Below are 22,711 nucleotides of genomic sequence, written 5' to 3' on the forward strand. Positions count from 1 at the left end.
GCCGCCATCACGAAGCCATCTACTCTCTTGCCGGCCAGTCCTGCAGGAGCGTAATCCCAAACTTCGGCGCGGCTACTTTGAGCCGCTCGATATCGGCAGGCGTCGGCGGCCCGACCACCTCTCCCTTGCTGCGTTCATGGCCACCTTCGGCGAGAAACTGCTCGAACACACTTGGCGTGTCTATCAGGATATAGCGAACGAGCTGGTTGCCGGGATTCATAAGCTGGTGCGGGATGCCCCGCTTCAAAAACATGCTCTCGCCGGGCGAGAGCGTTCGGACCACACCGTCCACAATTGCGGTCAAGTGCCCTTCGATGACGTAGACCGTCTCGTCGTCATTCGCATGAACATGGATTGGCGTTTTGGTGTGCCCGTCGCTTCTGTTTTCGAACAGACTCAACAAGCCTCCCGTCTGTTCGCCGGAGACCAGTCGCTTCATGACGATGCCCGCGAGCACGAATTCTTTTGGTTCAACATCCGTCATTGATCAATCCTGCCAGGCACATTTGGTGGGCCGTCAAGCAGACGAGCTGCGCGGCGACATCCGGCAAACGTCGAACTGGCTCGCGGGTTCCCGGTCGCCGGAGTTCCCTCTTCCCAAGCTCCGTTTGGACGAAAAGACGGCTTCGTTGTCACCGGACATGCTGGCCGACATCCGCCAATTCGAGGGCGCCGCAGAGGTCCGCCTAACTGACGTCAAAGCTGCAACGGGCTGCCAGGCTCTCGCCGGGCCCAAGCACCGACAGTCCATTCCATTTGTCGATCGAACCCCGATTATGAGCATCGACAACATGACTGACCGGTTCAAAACAGAAGAAGTCGCTCTCGTCCGATGGCGAATAGAGAAGGTAGAAATTCAAGGGCGATGAAGCTTCAATCCGCAGGCTGCAACTGTGCTCTGGCCAAGATATGGAGGCGACACCATCCCAGCCAGCGAACACATTGTTTATCCATCCGCTCGGCAAGGCGGCCGGGGCGCCGAAATCCCAGTCAGGATGGGTTTTGACATCCACATATCGTTCAGGGAGATGGTTGGGCCGTTCGAGGCAAACCTGTGATGCCGCGGCGTGAAGCGTGGTCAACGCTGTTCTCGGGAACCATGGATGGATGCCAAGCCCGAACGGCAATCTGATCGAGGCCCGATTGACGATGCGAAGTTTCAGCTCGAGCCCCTGTCCGGCCAGCGCGTAGCTCACCTCGGCGCGATATCGGTATGGGCCGGGCCCGTTGCTGATGAGCGACAGCTTTGCGTTGTCCTGCGTTACGCTGTCGACGTCCCACTCGCTCGAAAATCCATTGCCGTGAATGGGAAATGGCTCGCGTGCAACATTGGCAGGCAGTTCGTGGAATTTGGAGTCGAATGTGAACCCGCCGCCCGAGATGCGATTTGACCATGGCAAAAGCAGGTTGCAGGCAAGGTCGAACGGGTTGCTGCTCCCGCCGTTCGGCCAAGGCCTGAAGAGCGGCACGCGTCCATGGTCCAGTCTCGCAAGACCTGCCCCAAGCGATGGGACGATTTCAGCAGACAGGTCTCCGCTTCTGATCTTGATCGTCCCGACCATCCGCTTCAGACGGTACTGGCCTTGGCAGCGGAGATCGGCTGTTGATGGCGGCCTTTGCGAGCCACTGCAAGAAGGTCGTTCGACGCGATCCCGATGAGCGCCTTCATCTGATCGTGTGCATCGTCGGCCCTCCGCATCCTGATTGCCTCCAGCACGTCGCCATGCGCGCTCAGCGTCTGCTGATAATTAGCGGTGGCCGATGTGGTCAAGCGGAAGGAGAAGCTGAGGGCGGCCGCAAGCATATTGCCGAGATTGGCGAACACCGGGTTGCGGCTGGCACGCAGGATGGCCGTATGAAACCTGACGTCGGCATCGAGACACGCAGCGAGATCATCCTGCGGAGCAATGCGCATGGCTTCATAGGCCGCTTCGATGACCGCGAGATCGCCTGACGTCGCCATCTTGGCCGCAAGTTGGGCGGCAGCGGGTTCAATGACCAGCCGCGCCTCGATCAATCCGCGGACGAAATCGAGATCGGGCTCGATATCGCGCATCCATTCCAGAACCTGTGCATCCAGCCTGTTCCATTCGCTCGACACGCGCACACGCGTCCCGGCCCGCTTGCGCGCCTCGATCAATCCTTTCGCCGAAAGCGTCAGAAGAGCATCGCGAAGCGCGGTGCGGCTGGCCCCGTAGATAACGCAAAGCTCGGCTTCCGTCGGCAGGACGGAGTGCTGGGCGTAGGAGCCGGCGAGGATGCGCTGTCCGAGATCGCGTGCGATGCGATCCTTGAGCGATGACGTGGTGCCATCTGCGGCAGGAATGTCCTGCTTGCCTTGGCCAGTCGAAGCGATCGCCGCGTCCATCATCATGTCCTGTTCAAGTGGTACTCGGCAATTACCACAGCAAGTATCAGCAGCGAGCCCTTGGCAAGCAACTGATAGAAGGTTGGCACGGACGTCAGTATCATTCCGTTGTTGAGGACGCCAATGATGGCGACGCCCAGCAGTGCGCCGACGATCGTGCCCTTGCCGCCCTGCAAGGCGCAGCCACCAAGAACGGCCGCTGTGATGGCCTCGAGTTCCAGGCCTTGGGATCCGGATACGGGCTGCCCGGAGCCGGTACGGGCAGCCAACAGAATCCCGGCCAATCCGGCCGCCACTCCACTCATGATGTAGATGCCGACGCGGTAGCGGTTGATGTCGATGCCGGAGAAGCGTGCGACAACGGGATTGCCGCCCAGGGCATAGATGTTGCGGCCAACGATCGAGCGGGCAAGGAAGAGATGGAACACGATCGCGGTCAGCAAGAGAATCCAGATCAGCAGAGGCAGGCCGAGGATTCGTCCGATCCCGATGAAGCGGAAAGTCTCGCTGAAAATCGCGATCGATTGCCCGTCGGACATAATGAACGCGATGCCGCGGAAGATCGCCATCGTACCGAGAGTCGCGATGACAGCGTTGACCCGCCCATAGGTGATGATGATGCCGTTCACGAGGCCGGCAAGACCGCCCAGGACCAGGCCGGCAAGAATGCCCGCGGCGGGTGATCCGGTGGCCTGGATGGCCATTGCCGTCGATACTGTGGTCAGACCGACAATTGCGCCGACGGCAATATCGAGCCCTCCGGCGACAATAACCACGGTCTGGCTCATCGCCAGAACGCCCAGGATGGTAATGCCTAGACCGATGTTCAGCAGGTTTCGGCTGGAGAAGAACACGTCGCCTCTCAGGGTGCCGAAAATGAGCACGAGAATGGCGAGAGCAACAAGAAGGCTTATGTTGTGAATGCCGATGCGCTCTGCGATGCGCAAGGAAGCGCGCCTTTTGCCGGTTTGCGTTGTTGCTGTCCTGAGCTCAAGGCTGTTCACTGAATTTGTCCTCCAAGCGATGCTGCAGACTGAGGCATGGCATGTCTCAGGATCGTGGCCTCGTCGATGTCAGGGCGGGAAAGTTCGGCCGTGATCCGGCCTCCAGCCATAACAAGCACCCTGTCGGCCAGCCCGATCAGTTCCGGCATTTCCGAGGAAATCAGGATTATGCCGATGCCGCTGGCGGCGAGTTCGTCGATCAGGCGATAGATTTCCGCCTTGGCGCCGATGTCGATGCCGCGGGTCGGCTCGTCGAGGATGAGAAGCATCGGCTGCCGCGCAAGCCAGCGCGCGAGAACGACCTTCTGTTGGTTGCCACCCGATAATTTCGAAACCTGTTCGTCGAGGTTAGGCGCCTTGATCGACATCTTTGCTGCAAGCGGTGAGACGATCTCCAGTGCCTTGCGCCGGTTGAAGAAGCCGAAGGTCGACGTTCTGTCGGGCACGCAAAGCGAGGCGTTATCAAGAATGCTTCGGAACAACAGCAGCGCCTCGTGCTTGCGGTCTTCTGGGGCAAAGCCGATGCCCGCCACGATCGCTGCATGCGGACTGTTGGGGCCAACGGGCACACCATTCATCGTTATGGTTCCGTCGAGGCGCCTATCATAGCCGACAATCGCCTTTGCCAGTTCGGATCGACCCGCACCCATAAGGCCGGCAATGCCGAGCACCTCGCCACGGCGGACCTTGAGGCTCACATCGGTGACGTGGTCGGTGGTCAGGCCCGCCACCTCCAGCAACGGTTGCCCCGATTGCCACGTCTCGCGCGTAAACAGATCGGCTATGTCGCGGCCCACCATGAGCTTGGCTATGGTCTGCTCGCTGGCACCGGCAGCGGGGGAATCATCGACCAGCCGGCCGTCCCGCAACACGACAATGCGATCCGCAAGGTCGATGACCTCGTTCAGCCTGTGAGAGATGTAGACGATCGAAGTGCCCTCGCCGCGCAGCCGGCGAATTACTGAAAACAGACGGCGCGCTTCGTCGTCGGTCAGTGACGAGGTCGGCTCATCGAATGCGATCAGCCGGCCGCCGGCACGTATGGCGCGCATGATTTCGATCATCTGGCGCTGTGCCGGACCGAGTGTGCTGCAGAGTTGACGCGGCAGCATATCCTGCTGCATGCCGAAGGTCGCAAGCACCTTATCGGTCTGGTCCTCGAGCCTGTGCCAGTCGAGCAGGACGCCTGCCAGCCGCGGCAGTTCGCCGACGAAAATGTTCTCGGCCACGGTCAGGTTCGGAACGATCTCCGGCTCCTGATGGATGACGCGTATTCCGGCTCTGTGGCTGTCGCGCGGTTCGCTGAAAACGATCGGCGTGGAGCCATGCAGCACGGTGCCGGTGTCCGGTGCGAACACGCCCTCGAGAATTCGCATCATTGTCGACTTGCCGGCGCCATTCTCGCCAACCAGGGCAAGCACCTCTCCTGGCCGAAAGGCAATCGAGACATTGTCGAGCGCCTGCACGACGCCGAAGCGCTTCGATATCCTGTCGAGCGAGAAGAAATCCGATTGCGTCAAAAGCTCACTCCCGAGGATCGATCCCGTGTGCCCGTCGACGAACTGCCGGCCCAAAGAGCGTCATGCGCACTGCGGCGCATGACGCATATCTGGTTCAGTGGCAGAGCTTGGCTTTGTAGTCCGACGCAAAATTGTCGGCGGTGATGTATTCCGGGTCAGTGAAGGATTGAACGGGAAGCTTGGTTCCGTCCTTGATGGAGGCCAAGAGAATCTTCACCGCCAGCGCGCCATGATTTTCCGAATTGAGCCACATCGTACCACGGAACGCCGAGGGCTTTCCGGATCCGAAGGCATCGCAGGCGCGGCTCCCGTCGATGCCGATCCCCATGCCCTGGTCTGCGGAATAGCCAGCATTCTCCAGTGCTCGCGCACCACCCAGCACGCCGTCATCGTTGCATGAATAGAATATCCAGTTCGTGACGCTGGGATTGGCCGTCAGTGTGGTGGTCATCACGTCGATGGCGTTGACCATCGTGTTGTCGTAGGGGACGCGAACGATGTTGCCCGGCTTGAAATCGGGCACCGCCTTCAGGAACGCTTCTTCCGCGCCCTTGTTGCGCTGCATGCAGGTATCGGCCTTGCGGTCCTCGATCGAGGCGATGCGCACTTCTTTGCCCGCCCAGCCTTCAGCCTTGTAGAGCTTGGCAAGCTCTTCGCCCACCCGCGCACCGATATTGTAAGCATTCATGCCGACATAGGGGACCTGGGTGCCATCCTGGTAGTAGATATCGTCGTCCACCGCCACCAAGGGAATTTTTGCGGCCTTTGCTTTCTCCGCGATGACCGGTCCCAGTGCCTTGTCGGGGACAACGATGGCGATGCCTTTCACGCCATCGCCGACCATCGTATCGAAGGTCGTGATCGTCAAATTGGCGTCGAACTGAACGTCCTGCGACACGAACGCGGCCCCTGCCGCCTCAGCCGCTTTCTTGGCGCCGCCGACTTCGGCGACGAACCATGGGTGGTCTCCCATCTTGTTGATGTAGCCGATCTTGATGTCGTCTGCGCTTGCCGTGCCACTCATCAGTCCGGCAGCCAGTACCGCAAATGTCGCCAAAGCCTTTGTTGTGGTTTTCATGAAGATCCTCCCTGAGCTCAATGGTGGTTGCTAGTCGTGGTAGAGAACCGAGCGCCCACCATCGATGGTGATCGTCTCGGCATTTATGAACGGCGCTTCGTCCGAAGCGAGGAAAACCGCCGTCATTGCAACCTCGTCCGGCCGGCCAATTCGCTTGGGCGGATGGAGGTCGTAGGCTCGCCGCTTCTCCTCGGCGGGGTTCGGGAATGTGTTCCAATAGGCTTCCGCGATCGGCGTCTCGATGTAGCCGGGTGCTATCGCGTTCACCCGGATACCGCGTGCGGCATATTCGATGGCCAGCGAACGGGTCAGGCCCAAAAGTGCATGCTTGGCGACCGGATACGGGAACGTATGGGGAACGATCTGGAAGGCGTGACAACTCGCTATGTTGACGATGGACCCCGAGCCCTTCGCCAGCATCGTCGGCAAAACCGCCTTGGCGCAGAACCACGCGGCCTGGAGGTCGAGCTTGAGGCAGCGCTCCCATTCCTCATCCGGCATCAGCAATGGTTCGTAGAACACGTTGGCACCGGCATTGTTGACCAGAATGTCGACGCCGCCATAGGCCGTGATCGTGCCGGCGACCATGTCCGCGACCGCGGATGTGTCCGTGACATCCGTCTCGACGAACAATACGTCGGCGCCTCCGGCACGCAATTCGTCGGCGACCGCTTTGCCGCTTGCCGCATTCAGTTCGGCAATGACGGTCTTTGCCCTATGTGTTGCAAAAGCCCGGGCGGTGGCGGCACCGATGCCTTGGCCGGCGCCCGTGATGATTGCGATCTTTCCTTGCAGCCGGCCTGCCATTGCATTCACCAGTCGACCACGGTGCCGTCCGGCATGACGGCATTGCGGGCATGCAGCACTTCCTGCTTGAAGGGGTGACGCGCGATGACGTCCTCATTGACGGTGACGCCAAGGCCCGGCAGATCGGGCAGGTCCCAGCGGCCTGGTTTACGCCGAATTGGCCAGGTAACGACGTCGTCGTACCAGGCGACGGCACCGGACATCTCCTCCTGAATGACGACGTTTGGCGTCGATATGCCGAAGTGAAGAGCAGCGACGCCAGCGATCGGACCGAGCGGGTTGTGCGGCGCAAGGCCGATGCCTGCCGTTTCCGCCATGGCCGCGATCTTCTTTGTCTCCAGCAGACCGCCAGTGTGGCAAATATCAGGCTGGGCAATGTTGAAGGCACGGGCTGCGATCGAGTGCGTGAATTCGCGACGCCCGATCAGCCGCTCGCCGGAAGCGATCGGCACGGCCGATCGCGCCGTGATATGCGCCAGTCCGGCAACATCTTCGGGCGGCACGGGTTCTTCCGCGAACATGATGCGGGCCGGCTCGATTGCTCTGAGGTAGTCCATCGCAGCGTTAACGGATGCAGGGCGTCCATGGAAATCGACCATGATGTCGATGTCCGGACCTATGGCCTCGCGAAGTGAGCCAACCATGTTGGCGACAGAATCAACGGCTTTCGCAGGCGATGCGTAGTGGGTGTAGGGAATGCAGACGACCTTGACCGCATCGTAGCCTGCCTGCGTCACGATGCGTCCGCGTTCCACGATCGCGTCCGCGGATCCGGTCTCATAGACCGCCTTCATGTCTCCGAGGCCGAGATGCGTATAGGTGCGCAGATAGTCGCGAACCTGTCCGCCCAGAAGGCGCCAGACGGGGACGCCCAATGACTTGCCCAGGATGTCCCAGAGCGCGATCTCGATGCCGCTGACGGCAGACATTCCCTCGACGCCAAGACGCCAAAATCCGTGGCGCGTAAGTATCTGGTAGCACTGCTCCACGTTGCGCGGATCCTGCCCGATGAGCAGGGCCTCAAGGTCCTGAAGCGCCCCAACGACGGCTCGGGTCTTCCATTCCAGCGTTGCCTCACCCCAGCCAAACAGCCCGGCCTCGTCGGTTTCGACCCGGACGAAGACCCAGTTGCGCATTTCCGCATTGCAGACGCGCGCCTTGATGGCCGTGATTTTCATCGGTCCTCCCAGACCTGCCGCCTTTTTTCGATGGCAATATGTATGATTTATTACGGATAATATGGACGAGTCAAGTGCAACGTCGATGTGGACCAGCGCCGCCAAGGAACTGGTCCTCAGGAGGATCCGAGCAATTTTCGATCAATCCTTGTCCGCCGATGGAAGGGCTGTCAGCCTCCGATCCGCGAACATCGCGGAAAAGGCGCGGCTAAATCACCGCGCAGACCGTTTTCGTCTCGAGATAGTTCTCCAGACCCGGTGCGCCGTTCTCACAGCCCCAACCGGATTGCTTGTGGCCGCCCTTCGGCAGTTCCGGCGAGAAGTAGGAATGGCAATTGATCCAGACGGTGCCCGACCTGATACGTGCGGCAAGGCGATGCGCAGTGGATAGGTCGCGGGTCCAGACGCTTGCGGCGAGGCCGTAGGGCGAGTCGTTCGCAAGGCTTATCGCCTCCGCGACATCGTCGAACGGTGTCACGGCAACGACCGGGCCGAAGATTTCCTCGCGCATCATGCGCATGTCCGGGCGCACGCCGGTAACCACGGTCGGCTCGAAGAAGTTGTCGAAGCGCCGGCCGCCGGCGATGATCTCGGCGCCGCTGGAAGCACCATCGCCGACGTAGAAGGCGACGCGCGCAGCCTGGGTTCCGTTGACCAGCGGACCAAGGTCGGTATCCGGGTCAAGCCCGTGTCCGAGACGCAGCTTTCGCGCCTCTTCCGCCAGCCCCTCCGCCAGACGGTCGTAGATCGAGCGATGCGCATAGACACGCGAGCCGGCGACGCAGACCTGGCCGGCATTGGCGAAGATCCCCCGAGCCACTCCGGGGATTGCGAGCCCCATGTCCGCATCGGGCATGATGATGGCCGGCGACTTGCCGCCCAGCTCGAGCGTCAGCTTCTTCAGATTGCCGCGCGCTGCGGAGACGATCATCTTTCCGACTTCCGTCGAGCCGGTGAAGGCGACCTTATCGACATCGGAATCTGCAGCCAATGCTGCGCCCACGGTTTCGCCGAGACCGGTCACGATATTGACGACGCCGTCCGGCAAGCCGGCTTCGATCATCAGTTCGCCGAGCCTGAGCGCGGTGAGCGACGTTTCCTCAGCTGGCTTGAGCACGATCGTACAGCCGGCGGCAAGCGCCGGGGCGAGCTTCATCGAGGCCATAAGCAGCGGCGAATTCCATGGCGTTATGGCAGCCACGACACCGATCGGCTCTCGCACCGTGTAGGCGAAAATCTTGCTGCCCACCGGTTGGTAGCTGATGGAGGTGGGGATGGTCGTGCCGAGGATTTTCGTGGCAAAACCGGCAAAATAGCGGAACTGCTCGGCCGAGGCGGGAATCTCGGCGAAGCGCGAGGTCTTCAGCGACTTTCCTTGGTCAAGCGTCTCGAGTTCTGCAAGCTCATCGGCATGGCGTTCAATCAGGTCGGCGATGCGCCATAGCAGCTTGCCGCGTGCCGACGGTGTCATGTCGCGCCAGCTCTCGCCTTCGAAAGCAGCACGCGCCGCAGCAACGGCGCGCCCGGCGTCATCGGCTGTGCCTTGCGCCAGCAGCGCGAGCGTGTCGCCATTCGCAGGATCGGTCGCGGGCAAGGTTGCGCCATCGCTGGCGTCGCACCAGCCGCCGCCGATCAGGTGCCGCATTCTGGGTTTGGCCAGGAACGCCTCGACGCCTGCGTGCCTGGCTGCACCGTTTCGAATGATGACCGTCATGTCCGTACCCCGCAAGCGAACGCCTCGACCGCCGCGAGGGCACCGCGGATGATGGAATGATAGCCGGTACAGCGGCAGATATTGCCTTCGAGCGCAGTGCGGATCTGAGACTCGTCTGGAGCCGGATTCTCCAGCAGCAGAGCGGTCAGCGCAACAGTGATGCCGGGTGCGCAGTAGCCGCACTGGAAGGCGTTTTCGGCCGCCAGAGCCTGGCGCAGGACAATGGCTTCGGGAAGGTCGTCGAAACCCTCCGGCGTGATGATGGTGGCCCCGTCGAGTTGCCACGACATGAGCAGACAGCCATTGACCGCGCGATCGTCCATCAGCACGGAACAAGCGCCGCAGCGGCCGATGCCGCAAGCCATCTTGGCGGCAGTCATGCCGAAATGATCGCGCAGCAGGTCGATCAGGCGCAACTCGGCGGGCACGGCCAGCGCCTGGCGGCAGCCGTTTAGGTTAAAGGTAATCGCGATCTCGGCACTCACGCTGCACTCCTCTGCAGGGCGTCGAGTACCCATTCAGGATCGACCGGGAGGCGCTCGGGCCAAGCCCCTGTGGCGTCCGCAATCGCGTTGACGACGGCTGGCGTCACGGCGCCAATGCCAAGCTCACCAACTCCGCGCGGGCCGAACGGGTCGTCCTCGTCCAGATCCTCCAACGCGAAGGTCGCGAAGCTTTCCGGCGTGTCGGCAATGCCTGGCAGCATGTAGAAATCGAGGTTGCCGGCAAGATACCGGCCATCCCGCATAGCCGCGTCCTCAGCGAGGGTGAAGCCCAGCCCCTGGACGCCGCCGCCTTCGATCTGGCCAAGATAGGCGGCAGCATCGAGCATCGGTCCGGCCGCGGTGTGCTGATGGAGCTCGAGCACGCGTACCTGCCCAGTGATGCGGCTCACGGCAACGCGCGCCAGTGTCGCGCCGAAGGCGAAGATCAGGCGTGCATTGCCTTCCAGATAGTCCGATTTCGGAAACTCGAAGCTGACGGCAGCAGCTGGCAGCCGGTCGGGAGGCAACGCCTCGGCAAGCTCGGCGAAACTCAAGAGCAGTGACCCGCTGTTGGAATGTCGCTCGACGATACCGCCGGGTGCCAGCGCCAGCGTCCCGGCTTCGCGGCAAAGCAGCTGGCCCGCTGCTGCCAGGAGGTCGCGCGTAAAAGGTGGTGCGGCGACTGCTGCGACCCGCCAAACCACGTGAGTGCCGCGCGAGGCGGTGGAGGAGCCGGATTCGGGCGTCGCCGCCGTATCACCGGTGACCGGCCGGACATCGTCGCGGCCGCAGCCGAGCGCTCCGGCGACCGCGGCCTTCACCGAGGTGAGCAGGCCTTGTCCCATCTCGTCCAGGCCATAGAGCGCTTCGATCATGCCATCCGGAGCCAAGCGCAACGCGCCTCCGGCCGGGTCCGGCGGCAGCGTGCCTAGTCCATTGCCTTGATAGTTCATCGCCATCCCGACGCCGATCGTCTCAGAGCCGTCGAACGACGGACCACGCGGCTTGGCCCAGATCGGGTCAGCAGCGGCGGCTTGCAGCATCTCGGCCAGACGTTCGGACGGCGCGACCTGCTGGCCGAGATGGCCTCGCGTGCCAGGCTCGCGCAAATTGCGGCGCCGTATCTCGATAATGTCGATGTCGGCGGCTTCGGCCAGCCGGTCCAGCTGGCACTCTACCGCGAAGGCCATCTGGTTGGCACCGAAGCCACGAAACGCGCCGCAGACGCCGTTATTGGTATAGGCGAGCCTGCCCGAGCTGAGGACGTTGGGAACGACATATGGCCCGCAGGCGTGTTCGAGCGCCGTCTCAAGCACGCCCGGACCGAGCGACGCGTAGGCGCCGGCATCCGCGATCACATCCACCTGTTGGGCGAGCAGACGACCCTCGGCGTCGCAGGCGGTGCGCATATGGATGTGCATGGCATTGCGCTTGGTACCCGCGATGACGGATTCCGCCCGGTCGAGATGCAGCCGCACGGCGCGTCCGGTCTTCAGCGCCAGCAGGGCCAGGGCCGGCTGCACGGTCAGCTCGTCCTTGCCGCCGAAGGCGCCGCCAGTCGGGCTGGTGACCACCCGTATCCGCTCTTGCGGCATACCGAGGATGCGCGAGAGCTGCATGCGGTCGCGGCGGCCATGCTGCCCACCGGCAAAGACGTTCAGGGTACCATCCGTGCCGACGAAAGCGTAGCCGCCCTCCGTCTCCATAAAGCCGTGCATCTGGCTCGGCGTTTCGTAGACAGCCTCGACGATATGAGCTGCCTTGGCAAAAGCCGCGGCGGCATCGCCACGCGTGAACTCGAAGCTGCACTGCAGATTGCCTGAGGCGTGGACCGGCTCGGCCCCAGCGGCGAGTGCCTGTTGGGGATCGCTCACAATTGGCAGCGGCTCGTATTCGACTCTGACGAGAGCAAGCGCGCGTTCGGCCGTCCGTGTGTCAACAGCGGCAACGGCAGCAACAGCGTCGCCGAAATAGCGGACCTTGTCGAAGCACAGTGCCGGCTGATCCTGCACGACAATGCCGAAGGCATTGCTGCCGGCAATGTCGCGGTGCGTTACAACCGCCGCGACTCCTGGCAGCGCCTCGGCCGCGCTCGTATCGATGGAAACGATCCTTGCATGGGGAATGCCGGCACGCCGAATGCGCCCGACCAGCATGGCGGGCTCGCGACGGTCGGTCAGGTATTCGAGCCTGCCTGCGATTTTCGGTGCAACGTCCGGCCGCTGGTGCCAGCGTGCGCCGATCTCCGATCGCGACACGAGAATTTCGGCAGGTGGATTTCCGGACGGCACGGTCCGCCGGCGCGGCGAATGTGCTCCTTGGGACAACTTTCCGCCAAGCCCGAAGACCAGCGCATTCGCCACGACACTGCGCCGATAGCGGTCGGACCGCCATGCATCATCGATCGCCGGCGCCTCTTTGAGAATTGCGGCGTGCAGCTCGGCCCAATCGATCTCCTGCAGGCGGCGGCCGACAAGCAGTGCTTCAGCGCGACTGAGCCGGGCCGCTTGCCCGCCTCCGCCGGCCGCGAGCCGCGCGACGGTGATGCGATCATACGCTGTCTCGACCAGCCCGGCGACACCGGCCACGCTTGGGGTGAATGCGGCGCGCAGGCCGACTTTGCGATGGGTCCAGCGAGCGGCAGTTGGCTGCGGTGGAACGATGACCGTCTCAATGAGGCCCGCTGACGGTGCGTCGGCCAACCATTGCGCGAGCGGCACGACGGCGCGACCAGCCGGTGAGACGATCTCCAGCTTCGCATCGATCGCGAGCAGGGCCGGCAGAAGGCAACCCGTGCGCCCCGCGACGTTGCCGCCCAGCGTTGCGAGATTGCGGACGGCGGGTCCCGCCGTGGCGCGGACTGCGGCTGCGAGCAGAGGCAAAGTCTCGCCTATCGCCCGGTCACGCTCCAAGGCACCCAGTGTCGTCAGTGCGCCGATGCGAAACCCGTCGTCGGCCGGTTGGATGCCCTTCAGGCAGGCGATACGGCCGATGTCGATGAGGCGCCGCGGCTTTGGCAGGCCCTTCGCCCAGCCGAGCTGCAGCGCCGTGCCCCCGGCGACCAGTTGCGACGCGCCCTCGCCTGCCAATGACAGCGCCTCGGCAACGGAGGTCGGGCGAAGCACCTGGAGACCCGACTCGGTCATGTGGCTCTCGCGGCCGTGCCGAAACGGATGCCTTTTTCCTTCAGCCAGCGGCGGTAGGCGATGGAGGACCCGTCGGCGCGGGTCGGGATTTCCATCCGCGGCTCGAGTGGAAGGCGCAGCGGCCGCTGGTTCTCCACGATGATCCGGTCTTGCAGGAAGATGACCTGTTCGAAGTTGAGCAACGCCGTCTGCGTCGAAGCCGAGTCGACGAGATACATGACCGGCTGGGCGCGGCAGCGGTCTTCCTCGATGGGCTGGATGAACAGCGCGATTGCGTCGAGCCGGTCCGGCGCCACGGGGCACACGCGATAGAGCATCACCACGAATGGGCTCGGCACGCGATAGGTCAGATGCACGAACGCGCCGGAGCTTTCCGTGGCGGTAATGCGCGGCTGGAAAAACGTGCAGTTGGTCGCCCAGACCTCGTCTACTTCGCGACGTATCTCGCTCAGATAGGCCGGTACTTCCGTGTGCGGCTCCGAGCCGAGAATGTCGGTATGCACGAAGGGGAAATGCGCCATGTCGAGGAAGTTCTCTACGACACGCAAACCCGACGCCCGCATCGTCACCCAGCCGCAGGGCACGTAGCGGCGGTCGGGTTCCGATGCCTCGGCGATCTCGAAGATTTCCTTCCCGGGCAGGCCCAGCGTCGTCCAGACGCAGCCGTAGCGCTGCCGGACGGGCAGCGCGGGGCCGCGGTTGCCGTCGTCCAGGACCTCCCGAACCGTGATTTCGCCCGTGATGTCACGGACCAGTTCGATGTCCTGGCCGAGCAGCCGCGTATGGCTCGGCGCGCCATCCAGGTCGGCGACCGTCTCCACCGCGTACCAATCGTCCAGTGCCGCCCTGTCCGTCGTCTTCATGACCGGGGCTCGCCTTATTGAGTCCATTGCAGGCTGCCGCCGGAATTCTGGGCAAGGAAAGCGGCGCGCCGGGCGAACAGGCCAGGCGCGACGCGATGGATTTCGGCGATGATCTCGCGCAGGTCGCCGGTGCGCAGCGCGCCGTCCTCGGCCAGGATCTCGCCATCGACCATCGTCAAAGACACGTCGCTGCCGCGCACGGCGTGGACAAGATTGTGATGGAAGTTGAAATAAGGTCCGTCGCGGAAGACCGGCGTCATGCGCGGCGTATCGGTGCGGACCGCGATGATGTCGGCGCGCTTGCCGACTTCAATCGAGCCGATCTCGTGGTCGAGACCGATCGCCCTGGCGCCGAGAATGGTGGCCATGCGCAGCACCTGCCAGCTATCCATGGCGGCGGCGTCGAAGTCCTTCAGCTTGCCCAGCAGCGAAGTCACCTTCATCTCTTCGAACATATCGAAATTGTTGTTCTCCTTCTCGCCGTCGGTGCCGATCCCGACAGGCACGCCGGCCTTCAGCATCTCGGCCACCAACGCGATGCCGCTTGCCAGCTTCATGTTGGAAACAGGATTGTGGGCCACCGAAACGCGGCGCTTGGAAATAAGCTCGATCTCTTCCCGATCGAGCCAGACGGCGTGGGCGATCATGGCGCGCGGCGTTTCGAAGAAGCCAAGGTCGTCCAGCGCGAACATCGGGCGTTTGCCGTAGCGCCGCTTAAATTCCGCGATCTCGATCTCGGCCTCGCTGCAATGCGTGTGGAAGCCGGTGTCGTGTTTCCTTGCGAGTTCGATCGCCCGGCGTTGGCCGGTTTCGTCGGCATAAAACAGATGCTCCAGCCCGACCCACACATTGATACGGCCGCCCGCCTTGCGATGCCAGCCCTCGATCATCGCCTCGTTCATGTCGAGCGTGTCGAAGTAGTTGTAGTCGGGATGCTCGCCGACGTAAGGCACGGCGACCAGGCGGTTGCCGATCGCCTCGGCCGCCCTGGCGCTGCCTTCCATGAACCGCCACATGTCGACGACGGTGGTCGTGCCGCCGAGCACGGATTCCGCGTAGCAGAGCCACGATGCCGCCTCGGCCTCGTGCGGCTGCAGCACGCGATGCATCGGATTGATATGGAGCGTCAGCCAGTCCCAAACCGGCAGGTGCTCCGCCGTGCCGCGCAAAAAACCGGAATGCGCATGCGCATTGACCAGCCCAGGCAAAAGCACCGCATTGTCGAGTTTCTTCACGGCCACGGCCGGATACGCAGCGCGCAATGCTGCGAGTGCGCTGACCGCGGCGATACGACCATCCTCGACCAGCACGGCGCCATCAGGCAACGCGTGGTTATCTTCATCCATGGTGAGCAGCGTGTCGGCAGCAAGGATGAGGCTTTGGGTCATCGCGGGTACTCCGTGTGCGGTCCGTCGGTCATGACATCCTCAAGCTGCCGCCGCGAGCAGGAAATCGGCGGCGCGCTCGCCGATCATCGTGGCGGGCGCGTGGGTATTGCAGGTCGGGATCGTTGGGATCACCGAGGCATCGGCAACGTGCAGACCGTCCAGCCCGTGCACGGCGAGACGGCTGTCGACGACGGCCATCGCGTCCTCGCCCATCTTGGCTGTTCCGCAGGTGTGGAAGAACGTCGTGCACGCCTCGCGGATGAAGGCGATTGTCTCGGTGCGGGTCAGTCGGCGGTCAGGTGCGGCAAAGTTGCGGAAGACACCGGCGTTCGCCCTTGCAGCCGCCATCTCCATCACCATCTCGATCGCAGTGACCATGGCGTCGAGGTCTTCCGGTTCCGCCAGAAAGTTCGGTTGGATTTCGAGCGGCCCGCCGGGCTTGCCGTCGAGCAACTTCAAGTGCCCGACGCTCTTCGAGCGCATCAGGCCCGCACCGAAGGAAAAGACATCGCCGGATAGATCGTAGCGCGCGCGGATCGCCGGTTCGGCGCTGTTGCCCTGGACGGGGAAGGCATGCAGGTCGGGCTGCGGCAGGTCCGGCCGCGACTTCCAGTTGACCATCGAGCCACCGCCATTGCCCACTATCGGTCCGATCGGTCGTTTCGCGCGGAAGACGCAGGCCTGCGCCAGCGGATGGTCCTGAAGATTCCTGCCGACACCCGGCAGGGCGCGAACGAGCGCAATGCCAAGGCGCTGCAGTTCGATCGGATCGCCGATGCCCGACAGCATCAGCAGGCGTGGCGTGTCGATGGCCCCGGCCGCGAGCACGATGCTCTCTTGCGCGCGCGTTTCGCAGATTTCGCCGCCGACGAGGTGCTTGACCGCGACGCATCGGCTGCCTTCGACCGTCAGGCCGATGGCCGCGGATCCGGTCAGCACCGTCAGCATCGGGTGATCCAGGATCGGCACGAGATAGCCCGTCGCCGAACTCCAGCGCTTGCCGTCGCAGATGTTGAAATTCGCGGCCGCCGCCCCCTCGTTGCTGGGGCCGTTCGGATCGTCGATTACGGGGATGCCGATCTCGGCCGCGCCATCGATCAGCGCATGCGCGACCGGGTGCAGTGCCGCCGGCCGCTCGATGTGGAGCGGACCGCCCGCCCCGCGAAACTCGCTTGCACCGTCGCGCCAGTCCTCGCAGCGCCGGAAATAGGGCAGCACGTCGGCGAAGCTCCAGCCCTTGGCGCCGCCAGCCTCCCAGGCATCGTAATCTTGCGGATGGCCGCGATACCACATCATCGCGTTGATGGCGCTTGAGCCGCCAAGCAGGCGCCCGCGCGGGATGCCGATGGTACGCCCATTCACCCTCAGTGTCGGAGCATAATCATAGCCCCAGTCATAGGTGCTGCGGCCAAGCGGCACCCACTTGCCGGGGTCCTCGATCTCTTCGAACCCAAGACCCGTCGGGCCGGCCTCGATCAGGAGGACGTCGGCGCCGGCATCGACCAGTCGCCGCGTCACCGCACAGCCACCGGAACCCGAGCCGACCACCACGTAATCGTAGCTGCGTTTCAGTGCGCGTCGGGGGACGACAGGTCCGAGGGTGCCCATGATCTCGTCAGTTGTGCTCGCTCGGGCCCATGATGACGATGCCTTCGCTCGCCTCGACATGGCGGACGAAGATATACTTGTCCTCGCGGCCGTCGCTGTGTTTGCGCTTGATGTCCGGCTGGACCGTTCCCGAGACCTTGGCGACCACGATATAGGGCGCATCCACAGCGAGCCCCCTTGCACAATGTGCGTCGAACTCCTCCACCGTGCGCGCCGTATGGGCGTTCTCGAGGCCGGCGCCGCGCGCGATCGCGGCAAGGTCGACGCGGCCCAGCGCCGTATGGGTCGGCGGGCCGCCGATCGACTGGTAGCACTCATTGTCCCAGACCACGACGAAGAGGTTCTTCGGCTGCTCGTTTCCGAGCGTGGCCAGGATGCCCAGGTTGAAGAGCAGGCCGCCATCCGTATCGAGCGAAATGACGCGGCGGTGCGGCAGGCCGGCGGCGAGCCCGAAGGCCTGCGGCGTGACGCAGCCGAGTTGCTGCTGGAACAGGCTCGCCTCGCGCATATGCGGCGCGGCGTTGTACCACTCGTCGACGCTGCCGCCGAGCGAAAGGACCACCAGCTCATCCTTCAGCCGCGCGGCGAGCGCCTTCATGCAGTCGAAGCGTCTCACCGCACCACCTCGCCGCCGAGCGCCACAGCCGAATGGTAATAGGACGCATAGGACCAGGAATAGGCGTCAAGGATGGCGCGCTCGATCTTCGCCTCCTCCGTGACGATCCGGTACGGCACGCGCAGCGCGTTCAGCACCGGCTCCATGGTGATGCCATGCGGGACTGCCCACCAGTTGTTCTCGCCGAGCTCGCCGCGATAGCTCATCAGCATCATGACCGGGATGCCGGCTCCAAGGCCCATGCGGGCCAGCGGCTCGACCGAGGCGCGCAAGCCGGAATTTTCCATGACCAGCGCCGCGCGCTTGCCCGACAGGAAGACCCCGCCACATATCGCCGCGCCCTCACCCTCGTTGGTGACGCGGATCGTGCGGATATCCGGATCGGCATCAAGGGCCGGGTAGAGCTCCTTGAACAACGAATCGGGCAGATAGCAGACGATGCTCACTCCCGCCCGCTTAAGCCCCCGAATGACCGCGTCGACCGCACTCTGCTTCATGACATCCCCTTCGGCCGGGAAGTCTCGCAAAGCTCAGTTGTTCGAGATAGGGACAAATTACTCTCTTTATCGATGCGCAAAATGCAACAACTAATCATGCAACGCCTCGACCATGCGGGCCAGCAGCGCCGCGAATGCGGAGGCCGCATCCGACATTTCGCGTTCAAGCCGGGCGAGCAGCATCAGCCGGTGCGGGTTCATGCGAGAATCGCGCAACGGCACGAAAACGAGCGATCCGTCAGCCACTTCCGGCTCGATGCCGAGCTTGGTGCGAAGCACCACGCCGAGGTTGAGGCGCACCATCTCGGTCATCAGTCCGATCGAGTTGGTCCGTGACCGTCGCGTGATGTCGATCATGGAGCGCCCGATCGCATCGTCGATCGAAATGCCCAAAGCAAGGCTGTTGTCCGAGACGATGACCTGTTCGCCGGCAAGATCGAACAGCTTCACTTCCTTGCGGCCGGCAAGGCGGCTGCCCGGATGAGCGACGACGCCCAGCGGCAGAGGCGTGCTCGCGATCTTGCGCACGTTGCGCGGCACGCGCACGTCGAAAGCAAGCGCCAGATCGCATTCGCCGTCGGCAACCGCATCGCAGGCGCGCTGCGACCCGGCGACATGCACGTCGACCGATATCTGCGGGTGGCGCTTCCAGAATTCCTTCAGCGCGTTCGGCACGAGCCCGCGCGCCGCGCTCTCCACGATCGCCACGGACAACGAGCCGCGGTTGAGGCCACTGAGATCATTGATCTCGGACGAGGCGCGCGCCAACTCGGTGATGCTCTGACGCGCGTGGTAGAGCAGAAGCTCGCCTGCGCTGGTCAGTTTCAGTCGCTGGCGCACACGCTCGAAGAGCGGCGTGCCCAGTTCGTCCTCCAGGCCCTTGATGACGCGGCTGATGGAGGATGGCGCCACGTTGAGCGCCTGCGCGGTCTGGCGAACCGAGCCCAGCCGCGCGACCATTTGGAAATAATGGATGCGCGGTGAGACCAGCCCAAGTCGGAAGGGATCCACTCAGGCGGCCTCAAAGGCGGGGACGATCTCCATTTCCGGCACCAGCACGAGACCTTTGTCGGTGATACGGATTTCGGGGATGACCGAGAGCGGGATGAGGTTGAAGCCCATATAGGGAATGCAGCAGCCGGCCGCCTCCCATTCCCGTTTGAGGATCTTCACCTCCTCCGCGACCTCAGTGACGCGCTTGTCGGACAAAAGGCCGGCGATCGGCAGTTCAACCATGGCAGTCACTTTGCCGTCGACGACGACACAGACGCCGCCTTGCGTTTCCTCGATCGCCCGCAGCGCCACCTGCATGTCGGCCTCGTTGAGGCCGGCGATGATGATGTTGTGGCTGTCGTGACCGACAGACGATGCGACGGCGCCGCGTCGCAGCGTGAAATTGCTGAGCAGCCCGTAGGCGACATTGCCGTCCGACTTGCCATGGCGCTCGACCACAGTGACGAAGCACAGGCCGTGGCGGTCGAAATGGTTCTGCCAATCGTTGGACGGATCGAGCGTGATCTTCTGGTGGCCGAGCGTGATCCCCGGCAGTTCGGTGCGGATGGTATGCGCCACCACCTTGCCGGTTGGCAGCTCCGGCGTCAGCTTGATCTGCTTCGGCAGCTTCACTGTGTGGTAGGCCGTGTCCGGATAGCGGTAGCGGGTCGAGAGGGCCTGGTCGAGCAGCGGCATGATCTTGCCGTCATCGACGACGAGTTCGCCGCCATACCACGTGCTAACGGGATCGAAGCCGTCGTCGAGCAGCACCAGGTCGGCACGGCGGCCACCACCGAGGCCTCCGATTTCGCCTTCCATTGCAAAGCGCGTCGCGCCATGCAGCGAGCCCATCGACCAGGCCTGCTCCGGCGTCATGCCGGCCTTCATCGCCTCGCGCGTCACCCAGTCCAGGCCGAAGAGCATCAGGTCGTCAGCATCGCGGTCGTCGGTGCAGACCGCGATGCGCTTATGCGAGGCTCCGAGTTCCGTAATCGTCTTGATCGCTGCGGGCAGGCTGTGCCACGGTGTCGTCGGCGGGCCGCCACGCAGGAACAGCCAGATGCCGGCCTCGAGCATGTCGTCGGCGATCTCGCGGTCGATCGCCTCATGGGTGTCGGTGACGCCGGAGGCCGCATAGGCCGACACGAATTCGCGTCCATAGACGTGTCCCGACACCGGGCGGCCGCGTCTCAGCGCCGCAGCGAGGATGGCATGGCTGCGTTCATCGCCCATAGCCACTGGCACGAAATCCATCTTCTCGCCTAGCGCCACGGCTTCCGGCCATTTGTCGAACAATGCGCCGATCTTCTCGGCTGTCAGGTCGCCACCGGCCGTTTCCAGCAACGGCGAAGTTGCCGGGACGGTGCTCGGAACCGTCAGGAAAATGGACAACGGCGCCAGGCGCGCGTCCTCCAGCATCGCCTCGATGCCAGCAACGTCCATGACGTTGCCGATCTCGTGGCTGTCGCAGAAGAGGGTCGTGGTGCCGTTGAGCAGCGCCGCCTCGGCATAGGCGCAGGCCGTCACCATCGAGGATTCGATGTGGATGTGCGGATCGACCAGGCCGGGGGCGACGATGCCGCCCCTGGCGTCATATATCCTGGCGCTGCCACCCTTATAAGTGCCGGCCGGCTTCACAGCGGCGATCCGCCCTCCCGACAACCAGATCTCGCGGCCTGGAAGCACGCGCTCCGAATAGGTCGACAACACGCGTGCGCCGGCAATGACCAGATCGGGATCGGCTCGCCCGGAAGCGACGCCGGCCAGCCGCCGGGTCATGGACGAGAGCGGCTGGACGGAAAAGCGCGTGAGAGAGGTCATTCTGTTGCTTGCCTCGTTCTCGTCGAATGTTGGGCGTCAATGGTAATCGGGGATGCCCGGCATGGTCGTGAAGCCCGGAAGCGCGCGGAAGCGACGCACCCAGCGGCGCAGCGCCGGATACTCGTCATGGTCGACGCCGAAATCGCGGCTCAGCGCAAACGCCGGAAAAAGCGCGATGTCGGCGATGGTCGGGCGGTCCGCAGCGAACCATTCTTTCTTCTCGAAACCCCGCGCGGTCATATGGTCGTCCATGGCGCGGAGTGCGTGCGCGGCACCGGCCCGCAGCGCAGCCTCGTCGCCGCCGGCGCCGAACATGGCATGGCGGCGCGCGGCGCTGGCAACGCCGAGATCGCCGGCCGCGAAGAAAAGCCACTGCATCACCTTGGCGAAATCCGAACCATCCGCCGGCAGCCATGCACCCGTTGAATCGTGGCTGCGCGCCAGATGGACGATGATGGACTCGGCGCCGAACATCGTCACCTCGTCGTCGCGGAGAATGGGCAGGCTGCCCGCCGGGTTCATGGCCAGGAATGGCGGCGTCTTCTGCTCCGCCCCCGGAAATGCATCGACTGCAACGGTCTGCCATTCCAGGCCGAGCATGGAAAGCGCCAGCCGCACCTTGTAGCAGTTTTCGTCCAGCTCGTAGTTGTAGAGCGTGATCCTCGCCATCATGCAGCCCGCGTCGTCGAGGTCGCGCCGGTACGCCCGGTCTCGAGATGATGACGCAGCTCGCTCGTCCAAGCGAAGAAATGCTTCTGCCCCTTGCCGGCATACTTGGCTGCCGGTCCGTCAATCACGATGTGTAGGGCCGATCGTTTGTCGGTCAGTTCCTGCAGGCCAAGAAGCAGCGTGTCTTCGCCGACCGTCAGGCTGAACAGCATCCCGCTCAGCGCCTTCAGCTCAGCGAGCCCGGATCCGCGGGAGAAGGGCCTGGGCGGCATGGCCCTCACGACATCGATCACCATTGCGGCGGGACTGTCGAGATGCAGGCTGCGGACCGGCACCACCTCCTCTGCCAAGGCAGGCAATTCGGGCAATGCTGCTGCCGGATCCAGTGCCGTCCAGACTATCCCAGCCGCCTCGGCCGATCTGTGGGCAGACACGGTAATGGACGCCGGCACCCTGAGATCGGGGTGGGCCGGAATGTATCGGCACTGGCCGGCCGCATCGTACTGCCAGCCGTGATAAAGACAGGCAATATGATCGCCGCGGACAAAACCGAAGCTCAGCTTCATACCGCGATGCGGGCAGCGATCCTCCCACACATGCGCTGCGCCACTGTTGTCGCGCCAGACCACCAGCTCGTTTCCGCCAAGGCGGATTCCGGCCGAACTGCCCGGCTCGATCGATCCCGACAGCGCCACTGGGTGCCATCCAGCCTGTATCGTCATTCTGCGTCTTTCCCTCTGGAATATTCCCAAATTTCGGCCCGTTCGCAGTCCATCACCAGACAGTCGATTGGCCCCAAGCTACATGCCATCTCGAAGGCATCGATGAGATCGGGCTGGCCCGAAACCTGGACGACAAAAAAATCGTCCGCGGCTTCGTGCACCAGCAGATCGAGATTGAGCCGAGCGGCACGCCTGTCGGCGAACTCGCCAAAGCTCGACGACACCAGTCGGCCG

The 22,711-nt window shown here is 63.5% G+C and carries 21 protein-coding genes; all 21 read right to left on the bottom strand.

Going from position 1 to position 22,711, the window contains the following annotated elements; translation table 11 throughout:
• Window positions 1-19: 19 nt before the first annotated feature.
• Window positions 20-484 carry a cupin domain-containing protein gene (locus NKI08_RS19685; protein WP_352470574.1) on the bottom strand — a complete coding sequence of 155 codons (465 nt, stop codon included), beginning with the start codon at window positions 482-484 and terminating at the stop codon, window positions 20-22.
• A 202-nt stretch (window positions 485-686) separates the two neighbouring features.
• Complete coding sequence (locus tag NKI08_RS19690; RefSeq protein ID WP_352771600.1) at window positions 687-1,562, bottom strand: aldose 1-epimerase; 876 nt, start codon at window positions 1,560-1,562, stop codon at window positions 687-689.
• 5 nt (window positions 1,563-1,567) lie between these two features.
• On the bottom strand, window positions 1,568-2,368 hold the full coding sequence (locus NKI08_RS19695; RefSeq protein ID WP_352771601.1) for a FadR/GntR family transcriptional regulator: 801 nt from the start codon (window positions 2,366-2,368) through the stop codon (window positions 1,568-1,570).
• 2 nt (window positions 2,369-2,370) lie between these two features.
• Window positions 2,371-3,315 carry an ABC transporter permease gene (locus NKI08_RS19700; RefSeq protein WP_352540082.1) on the bottom strand — a complete coding sequence of 315 codons (945 nt, stop codon included), beginning with the start codon at window positions 3,313-3,315 and terminating at the stop codon, window positions 2,371-2,373.
• A 53-nt stretch (window positions 3,316-3,368) separates the two neighbouring features.
• Window positions 3,369-4,892, bottom strand: coding sequence for a sugar ABC transporter ATP-binding protein (locus NKI08_RS19705; RefSeq protein ID WP_352768608.1), 1,524 nt, complete (start codon window positions 4,890-4,892; stop codon window positions 3,369-3,371).
• A gap of 94 nt (window positions 4,893-4,986) precedes the next feature.
• On the bottom strand, window positions 4,987-5,970 hold the full coding sequence (locus NKI08_RS19710; RefSeq protein WP_352612514.1) for a substrate-binding domain-containing protein: 984 nt from the start codon (window positions 5,968-5,970) through the stop codon (window positions 4,987-4,989).
• A gap of 30 nt (window positions 5,971-6,000) precedes the next feature.
• Complete coding sequence (locus tag NKI08_RS19715) at window positions 6,001-6,777, bottom strand: SDR family oxidoreductase (RefSeq protein WP_352771604.1); 777 nt, start codon at window positions 6,775-6,777, stop codon at window positions 6,001-6,003.
• 5 nt (window positions 6,778-6,782) lie between these two features.
• Window positions 6,783-7,955, bottom strand: coding sequence for a galactonate dehydratase (dgoD, locus tag NKI08_RS19720; protein WP_352771606.1), 1,173 nt, complete (start codon window positions 7,953-7,955; stop codon window positions 6,783-6,785).
• A gap of 208 nt (window positions 7,956-8,163) precedes the next feature.
• Entirely contained in the window at window positions 8,164-9,669 is a 1,506-nt protein-coding gene (locus NKI08_RS19725; RefSeq protein ID WP_352771608.1) for an aldehyde dehydrogenase family protein, read from the bottom strand.
• Window positions 9,666-10,154: a (2Fe-2S)-binding protein gene (locus NKI08_RS19730; RefSeq protein ID WP_352612510.1), complete on the bottom strand. Its 489-nt coding sequence runs from the start codon at window positions 10,152-10,154 to the stop codon at window positions 9,666-9,668. The genes NKI08_RS19725 and NKI08_RS19730 overlap by 4 nt, the downstream gene beginning before the upstream one ends.
• Entirely contained in the window at window positions 10,151-13,300 is a 3,150-nt protein-coding gene (locus tag NKI08_RS19735) for a molybdopterin cofactor-binding domain-containing protein (RefSeq protein WP_352771611.1), read from the bottom strand. The genes NKI08_RS19730 and NKI08_RS19735 overlap by 4 nt, the downstream gene beginning before the upstream one ends.
• Window positions 13,297-14,163 (bottom strand): aromatic ring-hydroxylating dioxygenase subunit alpha, encoded by an 867-nt coding sequence (locus NKI08_RS19740; protein WP_352771613.1) that lies wholly within the window; start codon window positions 14,161-14,163, stop codon window positions 13,297-13,299. The genes NKI08_RS19735 and NKI08_RS19740 overlap by 4 nt, the downstream gene beginning before the upstream one ends.
• 14 nt (window positions 14,164-14,177) lie before the next feature.
• On the bottom strand, window positions 14,178-15,551 hold the full coding sequence (locus NKI08_RS19745) for an amidohydrolase family protein (protein ID WP_352540083.1): 1,374 nt from the start codon (window positions 15,549-15,551) through the stop codon (window positions 14,178-14,180).
• Window positions 15,552-15,590: 39 nt separating this feature from the next.
• Window positions 15,591-17,159, bottom strand: coding sequence for a GMC family oxidoreductase (locus NKI08_RS19750; RefSeq protein ID WP_352470587.1), 1,569 nt, complete (start codon window positions 17,157-17,159; stop codon window positions 15,591-15,593).
• Between the two features lie 7 nt (window positions 17,160-17,166).
• Window positions 17,167-17,775, bottom strand: coding sequence for a thiamine pyrophosphate-dependent enzyme (locus NKI08_RS19755; RefSeq protein ID WP_352470588.1), 609 nt, complete (start codon window positions 17,773-17,775; stop codon window positions 17,167-17,169).
• Window positions 17,772-18,272, bottom strand: a complete 501-nt coding sequence (locus tag NKI08_RS19760) for a thiamine pyrophosphate-binding protein (RefSeq protein WP_352470589.1) — start codon at window positions 18,270-18,272, stop codon at window positions 17,772-17,774. The genes NKI08_RS19755 and NKI08_RS19760 overlap by 4 nt, the downstream gene beginning before the upstream one ends.
• A 90-nt stretch (window positions 18,273-18,362) precedes the next feature.
• Complete coding sequence (locus tag NKI08_RS19765; protein WP_352470590.1) at window positions 18,363-19,283, bottom strand: LysR family transcriptional regulator; 921 nt, start codon at window positions 19,281-19,283, stop codon at window positions 18,363-18,365.
• Window positions 19,284-21,086: an adenine deaminase gene (locus NKI08_RS19770; protein WP_352470591.1), complete on the bottom strand. Its 1,803-nt coding sequence runs from the start codon at window positions 21,084-21,086 to the stop codon at window positions 19,284-19,286. It abuts the gene before it with no gap.
• Between the two features lie 36 nt (window positions 21,087-21,122).
• The gene (locus tag NKI08_RS19775) at window positions 21,123-21,758 is read right to left on the bottom strand and encodes a glutathione S-transferase family protein (RefSeq protein ID WP_352470592.1); all 636 of its coding nucleotides are present in this window, start codon (window positions 21,756-21,758) and stop codon (window positions 21,123-21,125) included.
• A complete protein-coding gene (locus NKI08_RS19780) occupies window positions 21,755-22,477 on the bottom strand; it encodes a Rieske 2Fe-2S domain-containing protein (protein ID WP_352470593.1) in 723 nt (240 codons plus the stop codon). The genes NKI08_RS19775 and NKI08_RS19780 overlap by 4 nt, the downstream gene beginning before the upstream one ends.
• Window positions 22,474-22,701, bottom strand: coding sequence for a hypothetical protein (locus NKI08_RS19785; protein WP_352502545.1), 228 nt, complete (start codon window positions 22,699-22,701; stop codon window positions 22,474-22,476). The genes NKI08_RS19780 and NKI08_RS19785 overlap by 4 nt, the downstream gene beginning before the upstream one ends.
• Window positions 22,702-22,711 lie beyond the last annotated feature (10 nt).

Source organism: Mesorhizobium sp. M0768 (genome assembly GCF_040320195.1).
GTDB lineage: Bacteria > Pseudomonadota > Alphaproteobacteria > Rhizobiales > Rhizobiaceae > Mesorhizobium.

What these genes read in the sequence shown, in the direction of transcription:
- NKI08_RS19685 (WP_352470574.1), bottom strand. Translation starts at nt 484, where the DNA reads ATGACGGATGTTGAACCAAAAGAATTCGTGCTCGCGGGCATCGTCATG.
- NKI08_RS19690 (WP_352771600.1), bottom strand. Translation starts at nt 1,562, where the DNA reads ATGGTCGGGACGATCAAGATCAGAAGCGGAGACCTGTCTGCTGAAATC.
- NKI08_RS19695 (WP_352771601.1), bottom strand. Translation starts at nt 2,368, where the DNA reads ATGGACGCGGCGATCGCTTCGACTGGCCAAGGCAAGCAGGACATTCCT.
- NKI08_RS19710 (WP_352612514.1), bottom strand. Translation starts at nt 5,970, where the DNA reads ATGAAAACCACAACAAAGGCTTTGGCGACATTTGCGGTACTGGCTGCC.
- NKI08_RS19715 (WP_352771604.1), bottom strand. Translation starts at nt 6,777, where the DNA reads ATGGCAGGCCGGCTGCAAGGAAAGATCGCAATCATCACGGGCGCCGGC.
- dgoD (WP_352771606.1), bottom strand. Translation starts at nt 7,955, where the DNA reads ATGAAAATCACGGCCATCAAGGCGCGCGTCTGCAATGCGGAAATGCGC.
- NKI08_RS19725 (WP_352771608.1), bottom strand. Translation starts at nt 9,669, where the DNA reads ATGACGGTCATCATTCGAAACGGTGCAGCCAGGCACGCAGGCGTCGAG.
- NKI08_RS19735 (WP_352771611.1), bottom strand. Translation starts at nt 13,300, where the DNA reads ATGACCGAGTCGGGTCTCCAGGTGCTTCGCCCGACCTCCGTTGCCGAG.
- NKI08_RS19740 (WP_352771613.1), bottom strand. Translation starts at nt 14,163, where the DNA reads ATGAAGACGACGGACAGGGCGGCACTGGACGATTGGTACGCGGTGGAG.
- NKI08_RS19745 (WP_352540083.1), bottom strand. Translation starts at nt 15,551, where the DNA reads ATGACCCAAAGCCTCATCCTTGCTGCCGACACGCTGCTCACCATGGAT.
- NKI08_RS19750 (WP_352470587.1), bottom strand. Translation starts at nt 17,159, where the DNA reads ATGGGCACCCTCGGACCTGTCGTCCCCCGACGCGCACTGAAACGCAGC.
- NKI08_RS19760 (WP_352470589.1), bottom strand. Translation starts at nt 18,272, where the DNA reads ATGAAGCAGAGTGCGGTCGACGCGGTCATTCGGGGGCTTAAGCGGGCG.
- NKI08_RS19770 (WP_352470591.1), bottom strand. Translation starts at nt 21,086, where the DNA reads ATGACCTCTCTCACGCGCTTTTCCGTCCAGCCGCTCTCGTCCATGACC.
- NKI08_RS19775 (WP_352470592.1), bottom strand. Translation starts at nt 21,758, where the DNA reads ATGATGGCGAGGATCACGCTCTACAACTACGAGCTGGACGAAAACTGC.
- NKI08_RS19780 (WP_352470593.1), bottom strand. Translation starts at nt 22,477, where the DNA reads ATGACGATACAGGCTGGATGGCACCCAGTGGCGCTGTCGGGATCGATC.